14 protein-coding genes are annotated in these 16,200 nt (G+C 67.2%); 5 read left to right on the forward strand and 9 right to left on the reverse strand.

From position 1 onward, the window contains the following. Window positions 1–738: a ligase-associated DNA damage response endonuclease PdeM gene (gene pdeM, locus ATF69_RS07190; RefSeq protein WP_146870368.1), complete on the forward strand. Its 738-nt coding sequence runs from the start codon at window positions 1–3 to the stop codon at window positions 736–738. A gap of 241 nt (window positions 739–979) precedes the next feature. Continuing rightward, window positions 980–3,217, forward strand: coding sequence for an NADP-dependent isocitrate dehydrogenase (locus tag ATF69_RS07195; protein WP_121941539.1), 2,238 nt, complete (start codon window positions 980–982; stop codon window positions 3,215–3,217). Between the two features lie 108 nt (window positions 3,218–3,325). Here the strand turns inward: ATF69_RS07195 and ATF69_RS07200 are convergent, their stop codons facing one another. The 3 genes from ATF69_RS07200 to ATF69_RS07210 form a co-directional block, all read right to left on the reverse strand. Continuing rightward, window positions 3,326–4,717, reverse strand: coding sequence for a hypothetical protein (locus tag ATF69_RS07200; RefSeq protein ID WP_146870370.1), 1,392 nt, complete (start codon window positions 4,715–4,717; stop codon window positions 3,326–3,328). Between the two features lie 178 nt (window positions 4,718–4,895). After that, window positions 4,896–5,408: a DUF1993 domain-containing protein gene (locus tag ATF69_RS07205; protein WP_146870372.1), complete on the reverse strand. Its 513-nt coding sequence runs from the start codon at window positions 5,406–5,408 to the stop codon at window positions 4,896–4,898. A 144-nt stretch (window positions 5,409–5,552) separates the two neighbouring features. Next, complete coding sequence (locus ATF69_RS07210; RefSeq protein WP_146870374.1) at window positions 5,553–6,830, reverse strand: MFS transporter; 1,278 nt, start codon at window positions 6,828–6,830, stop codon at window positions 5,553–5,555. A 65-nt stretch (window positions 6,831–6,895) separates the two neighbouring features. Here ATF69_RS07210 and ATF69_RS07215 point away from each other — a divergent pair, with 65 nt between their 5' ends. The 3 genes from ATF69_RS07215 to ATF69_RS07225 all read left to right on the forward strand — a co-directional run bounded on the left by ATF69_RS07215 (window position 6,896) and on the right by ATF69_RS07225 (window position 10,240). Beyond that, window positions 6,896–7,843: an AraC family transcriptional regulator gene (locus ATF69_RS07215; RefSeq protein ID WP_056742430.1), complete on the forward strand. Its 948-nt coding sequence runs from the start codon at window positions 6,896–6,898 to the stop codon at window positions 7,841–7,843. Between the two features lie 239 nt (window positions 7,844–8,082). Further along, window positions 8,083–8,721, forward strand: a complete 639-nt coding sequence (locus ATF69_RS07220; RefSeq protein WP_146870376.1) for a flavin reductase family protein — start codon at window positions 8,083–8,085, stop codon at window positions 8,719–8,721. Window positions 8,722–8,833: 112 nt separating this feature from the next. Then, window positions 8,834–10,240, forward strand: coding sequence for a hypothetical protein (locus ATF69_RS07225; RefSeq protein WP_146870378.1), 1,407 nt, complete (start codon window positions 8,834–8,836; stop codon window positions 10,238–10,240). A gap of 62 nt (window positions 10,241–10,302) precedes the next feature. On the opposite strand, the gene ATF69_RS07230 is transcribed toward ATF69_RS07225, so the two are convergent. From ATF69_RS07230 to ATF69_RS07255, 6 genes are all read right to left on the reverse strand, one after another. After that, window positions 10,303–11,388 (reverse strand): alpha/beta hydrolase, encoded by a 1,086-nt coding sequence (locus ATF69_RS07230; RefSeq protein ID WP_244303672.1) that lies wholly within the window; start codon window positions 11,386–11,388, stop codon window positions 10,303–10,305. 101 nt (window positions 11,389–11,489) lie between these two features. Beyond that, on the reverse strand, window positions 11,490–12,452 hold the full coding sequence (locus ATF69_RS07235; RefSeq protein WP_056742436.1) for a hypothetical protein: 963 nt from the start codon (window positions 12,450–12,452) through the stop codon (window positions 11,490–11,492). A 20-nt stretch (window positions 12,453–12,472) separates the two neighbouring features. Then, the gene (gene lpoB / locus ATF69_RS07240) at window positions 12,473–13,090 is read right to left on the reverse strand and encodes a penicillin-binding protein activator LpoB (RefSeq protein ID WP_056742439.1); all 618 of its coding nucleotides are present in this window, start codon (window positions 13,088–13,090) and stop codon (window positions 12,473–12,475) included. A 42-nt stretch (window positions 13,091–13,132) separates the two neighbouring features. Continuing rightward, window positions 13,133–13,540: a YcfL family putative periplasmic lipoprotein gene (locus tag ATF69_RS07245; RefSeq protein WP_056056988.1), complete on the reverse strand. Its 408-nt coding sequence runs from the start codon at window positions 13,538–13,540 to the stop codon at window positions 13,133–13,135. 35 nt (window positions 13,541–13,575) lie between these two features. After that, window positions 13,576–15,114, reverse strand: coding sequence for a COG3014 family protein (locus ATF69_RS07250; RefSeq protein ID WP_108500335.1), 1,539 nt, complete (start codon window positions 15,112–15,114; stop codon window positions 13,576–13,578). 332 nt (window positions 15,115–15,446) lie between these two features. Beyond that, a complete protein-coding gene (locus ATF69_RS07255) occupies window positions 15,447–16,190 on the reverse strand; it encodes a class I SAM-dependent methyltransferase (RefSeq protein ID WP_146870380.1) in 744 nt (247 codons plus the stop codon). Window positions 16,191–16,200: the final 10 nt, after the last annotated feature.

Raw genomic sequence — 16,200 nt, forward strand, 5'->3', positions numbered from 1 at the left:
ATGACCACGCTCCCCCTTCACACAGCAGCCCTCGGAACGCCGGCTGTCCCTACGCCCCCCATCGGTGCGCACGCCATTACCCTGCCCTGCGGCACCGCACTGCAACTGCTGCCCCAGCGCGCCCTGTGGTGGCCCGCCGCGCACATGGTGCTGGTGGCGGATGTGCATTTCGGCAAGGCTGCCACCTTCCGCCGCGCAGGCCAGCCGGTGCCCCACGGCACCACGGCCGACAACCTGGCGCGGCTGGACGCGGTGCTCGCTGCCACCGGCGCCGATCACCTGGTGTTTCTAGGTGACTTCCTGCACGCGCGCAGCGGCGCGGCCGATGCGCTGTGGCATCAGCTGCTGCCCTGGCGCCAGCGCCATGCCCGTGTGGCGATGACCCTGGTGCGCGGCAACCATGACCAACACGCGGGCGATCCGCCGGCAGCGCTGGCAATGGCGCTGGTCAATGAGCCCTGGTTGCCTTCGACCGATGCGCCCGTGCTGGCCTGCCACCACCCGCAGGCCGTGGCAGGCCACACGGTGCTCGCCGGGCATCTGCACCCCACGCTGCGGCTGCGCGGCCCGGCGCGCGATGCGCTGCGGGCGCCTTGCTTTGGCTGGGGCGACGGGCAGTTGATCCTGCCCGCCTTCGGGGCTTTCACCGGCACGGCACCCGACACCCTGCCAGCGCACTGGACGCAGTTTGCCGTCCTGCCTGGCCGCGTGTTGGCGGTTCCTGGGGGGAGTTCCTAGGGTCTGCGGGGGGTGGCGCGCGAGCGCCAACGGGGTCAAACTGCAGAAGGCCGCAGGGTGATTACCACCTATTTGGTGAAAAAAAGTGCCCTGGGCTTATGATAATTTTGCATTGTGAGATTCGATTGCAAAAACAGCGGGCAGTGACAGCCCCGAGCAAGGAGAATCAGAGAGCATCCGCGTTTGGCCCCGCTGCGACGCAGCCGGGGGCATCTACCTACTCTGTTTCGTGAGACAAGCCATGACGACCCAGCAACCTTCCATCATCTACACCCTGACCGACGAAGCACCCCGTCTGGCCACGGCTTCCTTCCTGCCCATCATTCGCACGTTTGCGGCACCGGCAGGCATCAACGTGCTGGAGAGCGACATCTCGGTGGCAGCGCGCATCCTGGGTGAGTTCTCCGACTACCTGACCGAAGAACAGCGCGTGCCCAACAACCTGGCCGAGCTGGGCAAGAAGACGCTGCAGCCCGATGCCAACATCATCAAGCTGCCCAACATCTCCGCGTCCGTGTCGCAGCTCAAGGCAGCCATCGCCGAGCTGCAGGCCAAGGGCTACGCCCTGCCCGACTACCCGGACCAGCCCAAGGACGACAAAGAGAAAGAAATCAAGGCCCGCTACAGCAAGTGCACCGGCTCGGCCGTGAACCCCGTGCTGCGCGAAGGCAACTCCGACCGCCGTGCGCCCAAGGCCGTGAAGGAATACGCCCGCAAGAACCCGCACAGCATGGCCGAGTGGAGCCAGGCCTCGCGTTCGCATGTGTCGCACATGCACGCCGGCGACTTCTACCACGGCGAAAAGTCCATGACGCTGGACCGCGCCCGTGACGTGAAGATGGAGCTGATCACCAAGAGCGGCAAGGCCATCGTTCTGAAGCCCAAGGTCAGCCTGCTCGACCGCGAAGTGATCGACAGCATGTTCATGAGCAAGAAGGCGCTGCTGGAGTTCTACGAGAAGGAAATCGAAGACGCGCGCAAGACCGGCGTGATGTTCTCGCTGCACGTGAAGGCCACGATGATGAAGGTGTCCCACCCCATCGTGTTCGGCCACTGCGTGCGCATCTTCTACAAGGACGCGTTCGCCAAACACGCCAAGACCTTTGAAGAGCTGGGCGTGAACGTGAACAACGGCATGGTGGACCTGTACACCAAGATCGAAACCCTGCCGCAAAGCCAGCGCGACGAGATCAAGCGCGACCTGCACGCCTGCCACGAGCACCGTCCCGAGCTGGCCATGGTCGACTCGGCCAAGGGCATCACCAACTTCCACTCGCCCAACGACATCATCGTGGACGCCTCCATGCCCGCCATGATCCGCAACGGCGGCAAGATGTGGGACGCCAACGGCCGCCTGAAGGACGTGAAGGCCGTGATGCCTGAATCGACCTTCGCTCGCATCTACCAGGAGATCATCAACTTCTGCAAATGGCACGGCGCGTTCGACCCCAAGACCATGGGCACGGTGCCCAACGTGGGCCTGATGGCCCAGCAGGCCGAGGAATACGGCAGCCACGACAAGACCTTCGAGATCCCCGAAGACGGCGTGGCCAACATCACCGACCTGGCCACCGGCGAAGTGCTGCTGAGCCAGAACGTGGAGCAAGGCGACATCTGGCGCATGTGCCAGGTGAAGGACGCCGCGATCCGCGACTGGGTGAAGCTGGCCGTGAACCGCGCCCGCAACTCCGGCATGCCCGTGGTGTTCTGGCTCGACTCGTACCGTCCGCACGAAGCGCAGCTGATCACCAAGGTCAAGATGTACCTGCACGAGCACAACACCACCGGCCTGGACATCCAGATCATGAGCCAGGTGCGTGCGATGCGCTACACGCTGGAGCGCGTGATCCGTGGCCTGGACACCATCAGCGCCACCGGCAACATCCTGCGCGATTACCTGACCGACCTGTTCCCCATCATGGAACTGGGCACCTCGGCCAAGATGCTGTCCATCGTGCCTTTGATGGCCGGCGGCGGCATGTACGAAACCGGCGCGGGCGGCTCGGCCCCCAAGCACGTGCAGCAGCTGGTGGAAGAAAACCACCTGCGCTGGGATTCGCTGGGTGAATTCCTGGCGCTGGCCGTGTCGCTGGAAGACCTGGGCCTGAAGACCGGCAACGGCAAGGCCAAGATCCTGGCCCAGACGCTGGACGCCGCCACAGGCAAGCTGCTGGACAACAACAAGAACCCCTCGCCCAAGACCGGCCAGCTGGACAACCGTGGCAGCCAGTTCTACCTGGCCCTGTACTGGGCGCAAGAGCTGGCCACGCAAACGGCCGATGCCGAACTGGCCCAACTGTTCGCCCCACTGGCCAAGCAACTGGCCGACAACGAGCAGACCATCGTGGCCGAACTGGCTGCCGTGCAGGGTGCACCCGCCGACATCGGTGGCTACTACCTGCCCGACGTGGCCAAGCTGGACGCCGTGATGCGCCCCAGCAAGACGCTGAATGAAGCCCTCAAGGCCGTGGCGGCCTGAGTCCGGCCCCACCGCTGCTGCGGCCCTGTGCTGCAGCGGCAAATGAAAAAGGCCCCGCTCTGCGGGGCCTTTTTTTATGGCGCGGCGGGAACCGCAAGAGAAAACAATCTACGGCCGCTCGCGGTCGGCCACGCGGGTGTTCAGCGCCGCCGGCACATAGCCAGGCAGGAAGGCGCAGCCCTTGCCGAACGTGGCCTCCATGCCTGCGCACTGCTGCGCAATGCCCTCGGGCGTGGGCTTGTCGCCCGCGTCCACCCAGCGCAGCAGCGCGGTCATGAGCGTGGGGTAGGTGGGGTCGCTCAGGTAGCTGTGGGTGTTGTGCTGGGTAAAGGTCTGCACCAGGCGCGCCGCGCTGCCGCCTTGCGCCATGGTGGCCCGGAAGGCTGCGTCCAGCTCGACAAAGGCCGTGGGGTCGTCCACGCCCTTGACGGTGAGCACGGGCACGGGGATGCGGCCGGTCAGGTCGGTGTCCTGCGCAAAGCGGGCCACAGCGGCAGGGTCTGCACGGTAGCGCAGCACGGCGGCGTTCAGAGCGGCATCGTCGGGCGAACCTCGGTATTGCACACCCCGGTTGCCAAACGGACTGGCGCCGCCCGTGCGGTGCTGCACCACGTCGCGGAAGTGGAAGGTGGCCCAGTTCATGTGGCCCTGGATGGAGCTGGCCGGGATGCGGATCACATCCACGATGGTTTTGACTTTGCGCTGCTGCTCGGGCGTGCGCTCGGCCACCGGCTTGTTCAGCGCCAGGCATTCGTTCACGCGCGCGGTCAGGTCCGCCTGCGTCATCGCCGCATCGGCAGGCAGGCCGATGTTCAGCGGGTACTGCACCTCGGTGGGCCGGGGGTGGTTGTTGCACAGGTACTGGTAGACCACGCGCAGGTCGGTGCGAAAGTCGTAAGAGCGCGTTCCGCCCGCCAGCACGCCGCTGGTGAGCAGCACGGCGTCGTAGGGGCGCTTGCCATCGGCCGTGGTCTGGAACATCTCGGCCCCCTTGGCCGCCACGCTGGCGCCCCAGGACTGGCCGTGCAGGATGGTGCGCTGCGGCTGGGCGACGTGGCGCACGAAGATCTGGCGCAGCCGCTCGGTGTCCTCGGCCGCGGCACGCACCTCCACACCGCCCTGGCGGAAGGTGCTGCCCGCCCAGGCGTACCCCGCGCGGACCATGATGGCCCAGCGCTCCAGGTCCTCCACCGACCGCTCCATCTTCGGCGCGCCCAGTGCCGGGCCACCGTGGGCGTGCAGCACCAGGTGGCCGTTCCACTGCTGCGGCACCGCCACCAGGTAGTACGCACCGGCCGAGTCCTTGCCCGACAGGCAGCGGGCGATGGGCGCCAGGTCCTTGGGGCACGGGGTGGCCGTGGGCGCGGCCTCGGCCGTGGCACTCACCGGCGCCGAAGCTAGTGGTTGTGTGGGCCCCGGCGCGCAGGCAGAAAGCAGGCAGGTCACGCCGGCCAGCGCCAGGGCTGGCAGGGTGCGTGGTGTGGCACGGGGGGTGGGCATGGGTCGGGTCTCCGTTGTCTTTTTTATCCGCACTAGGCGTCGTGTTCAATACTACAAATTTGATAGCGCATCAGGCATGTTTCACTAGCGCTACGGGCCATTTTTTGCCCATATCTGCATGCCTGGCCCCACACGGCAGCACCCGGGGCACCTTGGCGCCCCAGGACAGGGCCCAGGGTCAGAACTTGCCCATGTAGTCGCGCTTGCCCAGTTCCACGCCGTTGTGGCGCGCGATGGCGTAGGTCGCGTTCACGTGGAAGAAGAACTGGGGCAGGCCGTAGTGCAGCAGGTAGTGTTCACCCACAAACTGCTTTTCGCGCGGCGTGCCGGGCTGGATGGTGATCTGGCGCGTGGCGGCCTCGGCAAAGGCTGCCTGCGGTAAGCCTTCGATGAACGCCAGCACCGTGCGGATGCGCTCGGCCAGGTCGGCAAAACCGGGGCGCTCGGCGTCGGGCAGCGAAGGCACCTCCACACCGGCCAGGCGCGCGGCCACGCCCTTGGCAAAGTCGCAGGCGATCAGCACCTGGCGGGCCATGGGGAACATGTCGGGGAACAAGCGGGCCTGCAGCAATGCGTCCGGCTCGATCTTGCGGGCCATGGCATGGGCCTCGGTCTTGGCCAGGATGTCCTGGAGCGAGCCCAGCATCTGGCGAAAGACAGGGATGCTAGCGTTGTACATGGGGTTCGTCATGGGCGGTGTCCTGGAAGTGCGTTGAAAACAAAGGGCGCCGTTGCGAACCCTGCCAAACAGGGCCCCGGCGCCACCGACCGCGATTGCAACACAGGCCCGCGCGGCGTGCTGGGCGCCGTACAGAGCCCCCGCCCCGTGGCCCCTTCAGGCCGCTGCAGGCACGGGCCGTGCCGCCCGCGCTGCCACGCCCACCCCCACGAGCGCGGCCGACACCACGCTCAGGCCCAGCGTCACGGCCGAGCCGTAGAAAATGCCCGCCGTCATGCCGTGGTCCAGCATGGCGCCAAACACCGGTGCCGCCAGGCAAAAGCCCAGGTCCAGCCCCGAGTACACCGTGCCATACACGCGGCCCGTGGCACCGGGGGGCGCGGCGCGCTTGATCAGCATGTCGCGCGAGGGGCCCGCCAGGCCCGTGCCCAGCCCCGCCACCGAGGCCACCACCAGCGCCGCCATGCCGGGCAGCAGCCCCGAGGCCACCACCACCAGCAGCGCGGCCGAGCCCAGCAGGCACACGGAGATGATCTTCTCCAGCCGCTGCACACGCCCCACCAGAAAGCCGCCCACCAGCATGCCCGCCGCGCCACACAGCATGTAGCCCGTGACCACCATGGCCGTCACGCTCAACGGCAGGCCGTACATGGACTGCAGCGCCGGGCTGGCAAAGCTCTGGATGGCGCTGAGTGCGCAGGTGCTCCAGAAGAAGAACGAGAAACACAGCCACACCGAAGGCAGCCTGAGGAAGGCCATGGGGTGCTCGGGCTTCGCCGCCGCCGCGCCGCCCTTGGCCTGGTGGGCCCAGGCTCCCTGGCGGTCATCAATGGCATCGCGGTTCCACACCATGATGGCCAGCACCGTGAGGGCCAGCAGCGCGCCGCACAGGCAGGCCGTGCGCCACGAGCCCGTAGCGGTAGCAATGCCCGCCATGAACACCGGGGCCGTCGCCCAGCCCAGGTTGCCGCTGATGCCGTGCACCGAGAAGCCATGCCCCAGGCGCTGGGGCGACACGCGCTTGTTGAGGATGGTGAAGTCCACCGGGTGGAACGGTGCATTGCCCAGCCCCGCCAAAGCCGCCGCGAGCAGCAGGCCCGTGTAGCCCTGCGCCGTGCCCGCCGCCAGCCCCGCCGCGGCAAAGCTGGACAGCGCAAAAAACATCACAGGTCGCGCGCCCACCCGGTCCACCAGGAAACCCGACAGCGCCTGGCCCACGCCCGAGATCACGAAGAACACCGACACCAGCAGGCCCAGCTCGGAATAGCTGAAGCCGAACTCCCCGATCAGCCACGGAAACAGCGGCGGCAGCAGCATGTGAAAGAAGTGCGAGCTGCCGTGGGCCAGGCCGATCAGGCCGATGGTGCGGGCGTCCTGCCGCAGGGGGACGGGGTTGGCAGTGGTGGCGGTAGCGCCGGAGGTGGAAGCAGTCATGGGTTGGATCTTAGGCAGCATGCCCTCGGCAGGTTTACGATAGACGGCCAATTTCTATCGCAAACATGCCAAACCCACCCACCAGGCCCCCCACCCCTACCGAACCGGTGGTGGAACACTTCGCCGCCGAGGTCGTGCCTCGCGCCCAGGCCGGCAAGCCGCGCGGGATGTCGTACGTGGACTCGCTCACGCCCGAGCTGTTTGTGCCCACCGCCGCCCGCCCGGTGCGCGCCAAGCTGCGCTGGCTGGCCGCCGACACGCAGGTGATGCCCCACAGCCACCCCTGGGCGCAGGTGGCAATATCGACCACGGGCGTGATCAGGCTCACGGTGAACCACGGCACCTACATCGTGCCGCCCTCGCGCGCGCTGTGGATTCCGCCCGGTGTGGAACATGCCGTGACCATGGTGGAAGACGCCGACCTGCGCACGCTGTACTTTCACCAGCCCCGGGGGCGCTGCGGCCCCGGCGTGCCGCGCGACCAGGAAGACGCATGGCGCCAGTGCCGCGTGCTGGAGGTGTCCGACCTGCTGCGCGCCCTGGTGCGCGAGATGCCCACCGCACCCGATGGCGGCGCCGCGATCAGCCCCGCCGACCTGCGACGCGAGCAGCACCTGAGCGCCCTGGTGCGCGACGAACTGGCCCGTGCCGCCGCCGTGAAGCTGGGCGTGGACCTGCCCCAGGACAAGCGCCTGCGCCACCTGTGCGAGGCCGTGTTGGCCGACCCCACGCGCCACGACACCCTGGCCGACTGGGCGCAGGACACGGGCGCCAGCCCCCGCACGGTGGCACGCCTGTTCCGCTCCGAACTGGGCAGCACCTTCACCCAATGGCGCCAGCAGGTGATCCTGGCCAAGGCCGTGTCGCTGGCCGCCGGCCGCATGCCCATGGGCCAGATCGCCGCCGAGCTGGGCTACAGCGCGAGCGCCTTCAGCGCCATGGTGCGCAAGTCGGTGGGGCAGCCGCCGGGACGGTTTTTGGGGCAGCAGCAGCCGGCAGCCGTGGTCCCGTAGCCCCGTGCGGTGCGTGCTACCGAGGCTGCCGGGCGTTACGGCATGACCACGCCGTGCTGAGCCTTAACCAGGGCATACGGGAGCTCTGTAGGCCGATATCTGCCTCCTGTTGCCCCTGTGCGCTAGAACCATATGCCCGGACAGCTATGAAAAAGTGAGCATGCAGATACCCCGATGACTGCAGCGCGCCGCGTCTGCCGCTAAGGTGTCCGCTTGTTCGCCCCACCCTGCCGAGCCCCATGACCACTCCACAGCCCCCACGCACCTTCCACAGCTACGAACCCCGCCTGGGCCACGGCCTGCCGCACGACCCGTTCAACGCCATCGTGGGGCCCCGCCCCATCGGCTGGATCTCCACGCAAAGCGCCACGGGAGCGACCAACCTCGCGCCCTACAGCTTTTTCAACGCCTTCAACTACGTGCCCCCCATCGTGGGCTTTGCCAGCATTGGCTACAAGGACACCGTACGCAACGTGCAGGCCACGGGCGAGTTTGTGTGGAACCTCGCCACCCGCGACCTGGCCGAGGTGATGAACCAGAGCTGCGCGGCCGTGCCACCTGAAGTGAGCGAGTTCAACCTGACCGGTCTGACCCCCCTGCCCTCCACCCGCGTGCGCCCCCCGCGCGTGGCCGAAAGCCCGGTCACCTTTGAATGCCGCAGCACGCAGATCCTGCAGCTGCAGGGGGTGGACGGGGCCCTGGTGGATACCTGGCTGGTGCTGGGCGAGGTGGTGGCCGTGCACATCGATCAGGCGCTGCTGAAGGACGGCGTGTACGACACCGCGAACGCGGGGCACATCCTGCGCGGCGGCGGGCCGGCGGACTATTTCACTGTGGGGCCAGAGCAGCTGTTCAGGATGTATCGGCCCCGGCCCTGACTGCGGCCAGCAGGTAACAGGCTGTCACGCGATAGCCCTGGCATCCCCTGGAGGTTTGCGCTATACCCGCCTGTCGGGAGGCTGTTGCCCTCCCCCCTCGGCCGGAGACCCTATGAAGTTCGTACGTGCAACCCTTGCCTGCCTGTCGGCCGCCCTGGTGCCGCTGGCCATGGCTGGACCACCGCTCATCGGCAACTGCCCGGTGCTACCGCCAGACCACCTCTTCAATACGCCCATCGACAACTTTCCGGTGCACCCTCAGTCGGCAGCTTTCCTGCAGACCATCAGCAGTACCCCACGACGCCTGCACCTGGACCTGGGCCAGAGCGAGGACATGCGCAGCCCCGAGTACTGGGGCATCCCGTACAACGTGGTCCAAGGCCGCAGCTTCGGGTGGCCGACGGTGCACTTTGATGGCGATGGAGCCCCCGACGAGAGCGACTGCGCGCGGGGTGACGAAAGCCTTGTGCGGCCTTGCACAGGCCTGCGCGAGCCCGCACGCTTGCCCATTCCGCCGCAGCCCCTGGTGGAGGGCGGCATCAGCGGCAACAAGGCGGTCTACAACGACCACCATATCCTGACCGTGGACACCGACACCTGCACGCTGTGGGAAAGCTACCTGAGCTACACCCGGCCCGATGGGGGCTGGGACATCTACGGCAGCGCCGCCTTCGACCTGCGGTCCAACGCGCTGCGGCCTGCGGGATGGACTTCAGCAGACGCGGCCGGGTTTCCGATACTGCCCCTGCTGCTCAAGGCCGACGAGGCGAGCGCTGGCGACATCCGCCATGCGCTTCGCTTCACCATCCAGAGTCACAAGATCCGAACCAGCTACACCTGGCCCGCACGGCACCTCACCCGCAATGGGGACGCCTCGGCCAGCAAGCCCCCCATGGGCCAGCTGTTCCGGCTGCGTGCGGACTACCCCGTGCCTCAGAACTACAGCGTGCAGGCCCGGGCCATCCTGCAGGCACTCAAGACCTACGGCATGTACATCGCCGATGGTGGTTCGGACATGTACATCACCGGCGACCCCAGCCGCCTGTGGAGCGATGCCACCATCTCGCAGGTCCAGTCCGTGCCGCACACGGCTTTCGAGGCGGTGGACCTCAGTCCGGTCATGGCCCAACCCGGCTTTGACAGCGACAGTGCGCGGGTACCGTACACCAGTGCCACCCCTGTGTTTTCAGCCTCCACATCGGGTCCACTGCAGCAGCTGAACCTGTGGGCGGCGATCCAGGTTTCGGCACCCGACGCCGGGCGCGCCGGAGGCCTGTACGTGGCAGCCCTGGTGCCAGGCGCGGGACTGTTTGCGCTGTCGCCCGGAGGCTGGGTGCCTGTAGCGGACGGGAACCTGCCCGCAGCCAGCCCCGCCACGCTGGGCAGCCACATGGTGCCCATCCTGGCAGCTGCCGATGTGTCGGGCTTACGCGGCACGCAGGTATTTGCGGGCTATGGCACCTCACCCAGCGAGATGCTGGAGCGCGGAACGTTTGGGCAAATCTACGCCGTGCCTTGAGCAACCGCCGACAGAGTCTCAGGCCCGTTCAGGGTAGGTGACCTGGCCGGGCGAGGCAGGCGTCACTGCGCAGGCTTGATGACGCCCTGGGCGCCGAGCAGCGAAGCACACAGACCTGCTGTGGGGGCCCGCGCCCACTGCTCCGTCCAGGCCCACACCTGCTGCACACCATCCTCTGTGCCCTCGCTGGCATGGCGGCGTTGCAGTCCATGGTCGGCGCCGTCGATGCGCCGCGCACAATAGGGCTCAGTACGGGCGGATGCCAGCACCGCAAAGCGTTCGTACGCCACCTGCGGCACCAGGGCATCGTCCCCGCCCCACACCTGCAGGAGCGGCCAGGGACTTTGCACCAGCGGCAGGGCCAGTGGCCAGTTCCACAGGTCACGCCAGTAGCCCAGGCTGCGGCCTTGCAGCACGGTGCTGTCGGGCATGCGCCCCCGCTGAAAACGTCCCAGCGCGTCCCAATCGGCCTGGGCACCCAGGCGTTGCGCCTGCAGCGCGCCCGCTTCCTGCGGGTCCAGGCCGCTGGAAGCCAGCACCACCAGGCCAGCGAGCCCCGGCACCTCGGGCGCCAGGGCCGTCAACAGCTCCGCACCTTCCGAAATGCCCACCAGCAATTGCGGCAGCGCCGGGGCACCATCGCGTTCGCGCTGCAGGGCATCGGCCTGCAGCGCGACGCGGGCGTGCGCAACCCACGCCGACAACCGGTCTTGCTGCACAAAGTCGGGCCCGCAGTCTGCAGATGCCGTGCGGGTCTGAGGGTCTACGCCGGGCTTGTGCAGCACCAGCACCTGGGCATGCAGCAATCCCGCAAAGTAGCGCTCCGCAATGGGCCCCATGCCTGCACAGCCGGAGCCCGGGATCACGATCACCCGGTAGCGCAGCGGCGGCGTGCGCCCGTTGCGTTGCAGTGCCTGCAGCATGGCCCCTTGTGCACCCGGCAGAGGCCGGGAAGTGAAAGTGGAGGGCGACATGGCATCCGGGTCCGGCGCTACGGTTCGCGCTGCTACAGCACCTGACGGATCGTTGCCATACACCTGGGCCAGCGATTCAGAGGCCGCAGCCGCATAGAAGGTCTGGGGCGGTTGCGTGCACCCGGCCAGCACACCCGCCATACCCATCAGCACAGGCATAAAAAAAGCCAGCACATGGCTGGCCTGGGCGGACCGAGGCGCCCTGTTTGCCGCAGCAATGTGCGGCGCAGGGGCCAAGCAGTGCGTCATCCTCAAGAGGTTGTCAAAAATCTCGGCTACTTGAGGATCAGCACCTGCTCGGGCTGCTGCGGTTGCGGCACGGGCATGGGCTGGCCGCCTTGCTGGTACACCACCGGTGGGCGCACACCGCGCGCCAGGTTGGCGTCGGTGTAGCCCAGTTGCACCGCGAGCTGCTGGTACACGTCCTGCGCCAGCGACAGCGAGGTTTCGCGCATCACCTTGGCCCGGTTGGGGGGCGCAATGTCGCCGCGGATCGACAGGATCTTGGTGTCGTTGCCTTCGCCCTGGGCGGAGAACGCGGCCTTGATCTCGTAGGTCTTGGTGTTGATGAGCGAGAAGTCGGCCAGCAGCTGCAGGCCGTACTGGCGCGTGGCGCTGGTGGTGCCCTGCAGGGGCGAGAGCGCGTCGGTGAACTCGATGCTGGACACCACGCCGAACAGCACGTAGTCGGCGCCGTTGAACTCGCCCTTCTTGATCCGGGTGATCACGTCATTGACCTGGGGCTGTGCCTGGGGCGTGGCCATCTTGCCGCCCTGCACCTGGTTGAGCACCTGCTCGGCCTTGCTGGGCTGGGGCTTGCCAGCGTCAAAGCCCTTGCCCTGCACCAGGCGGAAGTACGTGCCCTGCAGGATGGCGCCCTTGATGTCGTTGGTATAGCCGCCCAGCTCGCGCTGCTCGATGTAGCTGTAGCGCCCGGCCACATAGGTGCCGCTGGCCTGCTCGGACGCCTGCATGGACTGCTGGCCGGAGTACGAGCCCCCGCCGCCGTACATGCCATGGCTGTGGCTGCCGCCCTGGCTGCCCTGGGCGCTCATCTGGCTGCTGCGCTGGTAGGTGCCGGCCAGGAAGTATTCGGACACGCGCTGGGCATAGGCCAGGTCGGTCACGGCGATCTTGGGCGCGGCGCCGGGCTGCTGCGCCTGCGCGCCCGTGCCCCAGGCCAGCGTGGTGGCCGCGATCACGGCCAGGGCCGTGTGGAGGGTGATTCTGCGTTGCATGGTGTGCTCCTTGGGGCAGATCAGCGCTTGCTGGTCTTTCTGATTTCTTTCTCGTCCTGCCACTCGATCGTGCCTTCCTGCACATCAAACAGCTTCAGCGTGAACTTGTAGTACACGTCCTTGGTGCTGTTGTTCTGCTTGACGATGCTGGTCAGCTCGCCTTCCATGCTGTACTTGGCGGCGGTCATCTGACCGACCTTGGCGGTGGTGCCCTGCTTGTACAGGCCGCTCTGGTTCTGGCGCTGCAGCTCGTCCACACCGGCCTGCATCTCGTTGATGGAGCGCACAAAACGCACCTTGCCGGACTTGACCAGCGCGGTCTGGATGGAGTTCATCACGTTGGTGGTGTCGATGTACTCGCTGGTCTTGTTCTTCACGGTGGAGATCGTCACCGTGGGGCGGCCCTGGAAGATGCCGGTTTCGAGCAAACCGCCGGTCATCTTCTCGGCAATCATCTGCAGGTCGGTGGAACCGAACTCGTTGGTCACCAGCTCGACGGCCTTGGCGTCGCCGTAGTTGACCTGGCGGTCAAAACGCACGGTGGGGGACGACAGGTTCTGGCAGGCCGACAGGGCCAGGGTGCTGGCCGCAAAGGCCAGGATCAGCGCGCTGCGCTGGATGCGGTTCTTGGTGTTCATGTTGGTTTACTCCTCACTCAAACAGGGATTGGTGCGGCGCGATCAGCGCGGCTCCACATTCATTTCCAGGCGCAGATCGACAGCCGCAGAGGTAGGCGCCACGCTCTTGACAGTCTGCTGGCCCAAGCCCAGCACGCTCATCTGCTTCCAGGACTCGCCATCGCCCACCTGGTTGCCCACGTTGTCCAGCCACTTGAAGCGGTAGAACACGGTGCGGTCGGTGCGGCCCATGTTGGCCATGTCGGCCTGCACCACCAGGATGTCGTTCTTGCGCACGATGCGCATCTCGCGCACGGCGATGCTGTTGGCCTCGCCTCGCAGCGCCACCTTGGCCGCCACGGCCAGCGGCGTGGCGGGGTCATGCAACTGGGCGCTGGCGTTGCCAGCCAGGGTCATCAGGGCCGCGCACAGCACTGCAGGGATCGCGGCGGGGACAAAACGGGTTCTCATGCCAGAGGCTCCTTGAATGGGGTCAGAAACAGGGGTCAGTTCTTGGCAGCCGCTGCAGGCTGGGCGGCCGTGGGCTTGACGGTGGACGAGGGCACGGTGCGGGCGCGGTTGTTGTTGGTGGTGCGCACCGGGGCCGCGGGTGCCGCTGCTGCGGCGGGAGCCGGCTGGGGTGCGGCCGCCACCGTGGGCAGCTGGCCCAGCATGGCCACGTCGCCGATCAGCACGCTGTTGTCATACATGCGCAGGGGCACCAGAGCATACTGGCCGTCGATCTTGATCGGCTGTGGCAACTGGCGGCCATTGATGGTGACGGTGTGCTCGCCAGGAGGCAAGTAGCCACGGGCCACATACACGCGGCCGGGCAGCATGCGCCACAGGCGGTCGTCGGCCTGCTCGGTGGCTACCGAGGCAGCGGCACCGATGATGCCGCCGATCAGACCGCCACGCTTTTGCAGCTCGTTCTGCAGCACGCCCTTGGCCACGGCGCGGGTGAAGCCACGCAGCACCATGCCCGGCATTTCGTCCTTGAGGGCACGGCGGGCCATCACGTTCACGTCCACCACTTTTTCGAGCTTGAGGTCGGTACCAGCGGCCGACACCACCGTCAGGGGCGCATCCTTGGAAGGCTCGATCACGGGGTACGAAATGCTGGCGGTGACCAGGCCACGGCCGGTGGGAACGGGGATGGTGAAGGCCTTGGGCTTGCGTGCAGGCGCGTCACCGGCCTCGACGATGAAGAGCACATCGGTCATGCGCTGGCGGCGCTTCCAAGTGAAGCCGGTGCGGTTGTCCAGGCCGCGCAGGCCTTCCTCCAGCACGGGGGTGTCGGGCTTGAGCTCGATGGCCTTGCGGTAGCCGGGCGCGGCCAGGCCGGGCTCGTTGAGCATTTCGTACAGGAAGCCGGCCAGGTAGTGGCTCAGCGCGTTGGAGTAGCCGTTCTTGAGCGCCAGCACCTCGGGGTCGTTGAGGGTCTCGACGGGGTAGCCATTCAGCTCCTTGCCACCCGATGTGGCGCCCTTGGACTTGGCTTCCTCTTCAGCGGCCAGCGTTTCCTTGGCGCGGAATTCGGCAATGATGGCTTCGCGCTCGTGGGTGCGCTTGATGTCCACGCGGGCGTTTTCAAAATCACCCACGGCCATGCGGTTGAGCGCCAGGCGCGTGGTCAGCCATACCTTTTCGTAATCCTGGCCTTCATAGACCTTCAGGCGCTCGCTCACCAGGGCGGCGCCCACGGTGCCCATCAGCTTGGAGGGGTTGGTCTTGGCGGTTTCTTCCCATTCCTTGACCTTGTTGTCAGCCAGCAGGAAGGCGTTGGTGCTGTCGGGGTAGCGGCGGTCCATGCGCAGCAGTTCGCCGCGTTCCATGTTGTAGAGCAGCGCCGTTTTTTCTTCTTCAGTCTTGGCCGTGCTCTCCAGGCTGGCCAGCGCGGCGGGGATGCCGCCACTGCGCCCGGCGGTTTGCATGTCGGTGGCCAGCTTGTCATGGCTCTGCATGGTGGCGCAGCCGGTGAGGGCCGCGCTCAGTGCCAGGGCCCATAGCAGGCGCGGACGGAAACGGGGTGGGTGGGCGGTCATGGATGCTCCTTGCAGATCGGTCGGTTGCTCACCAGAAACACCCCGCGCTTACCACGCGCAGCCGTGCAACAGCCCCGCCAGAGGGAGGGTGCTGTGAATACGGCGTGCGTGGTGGAAGTCCGGTCAAGGCGGGTGCTGGCAGCCCGTGCGCCCCCTCCCGGCGCGGATACGTGCTGTGTGCGGCCCCCTCTGGCTGTGAGTTTCTTGGTTGTTGTGTATGGGGTTGTAGCCAGCCGCGCAATGTAGCAAAAGCTTGTATCTTTTCTGTAACCGTGTGGGGCCGGTGACGCAGACGGACACAGGGACCGGCACAGTGGAGCATGGTGTGCATGTCATCCCTCCTGCTGCTGGCGCGGCATGCGGTACAGCCACACCACCCGCCCGCCGGGCGCACGCAGCTGGGCGCTGGGCAGCCAGCCCGGCACCGCAAACTCCAGGCTCACCAGCCACGCGCCAGGCGCCAGCTCAGCCTGGGCCTTGGCGGCCGCGCGGGCCATGCTCTCGGGCCGTTGGAACAGGTACACCATCTGGTAGGCGCTCCAGTCGGCCTTCCACATGTCGGCACGCTGCACCCGCGCCCAGGGGCAGCGCAGGGCGCACAGCAGGCGCAGCGGCCAGCTCCACTCCAGCCCGTCGAGCTGGGCGGCAGGGTAGGCATGGCGCAGGGCCTTGAGGCCATCGCCCAGGCCACAGCCTGCGTCGAGCACCCGCGCGCCCAAAGGCAGCGGCGCCTGCACGGCCAGAGACTGCAACGCGTGGCGCGGAGTGGGGAACAGGGGCGCATCGCGCCACGCATTGAGCGGATAGACCAGCAACAACAACGACAGCGGCACCAGCCACGCCCACGTGGGCAGGCTGGCCGCCCCCAGCAGCGCCAGTGACAAAGGAAACCCGGCGGCAATCAGCCCGCGCCGCCACCAGCTGTCGCCCAGCACACTGGCAGCCGTGCCCAGCAGGCAGGCCACCAGCAACGCGGCCACCGGCGGAACCGCCCGCTGCAGCGCTACAAAAATTAGCCACGCGCACGCCCACGCCGCCAGTGCAGGCAGGGGCCAGGGCATGCGCAGGGCCAGCATGGTTCCGTTC

It is taken from the genome of Acidovorax delafieldii (genome assembly GCF_007993815.1).
In the GTDB taxonomy this organism is placed as follows: Bacteria; Pseudomonadota; Gammaproteobacteria; order Burkholderiales; family Burkholderiaceae_C; genus Acidovorax; species Acidovorax delafieldii.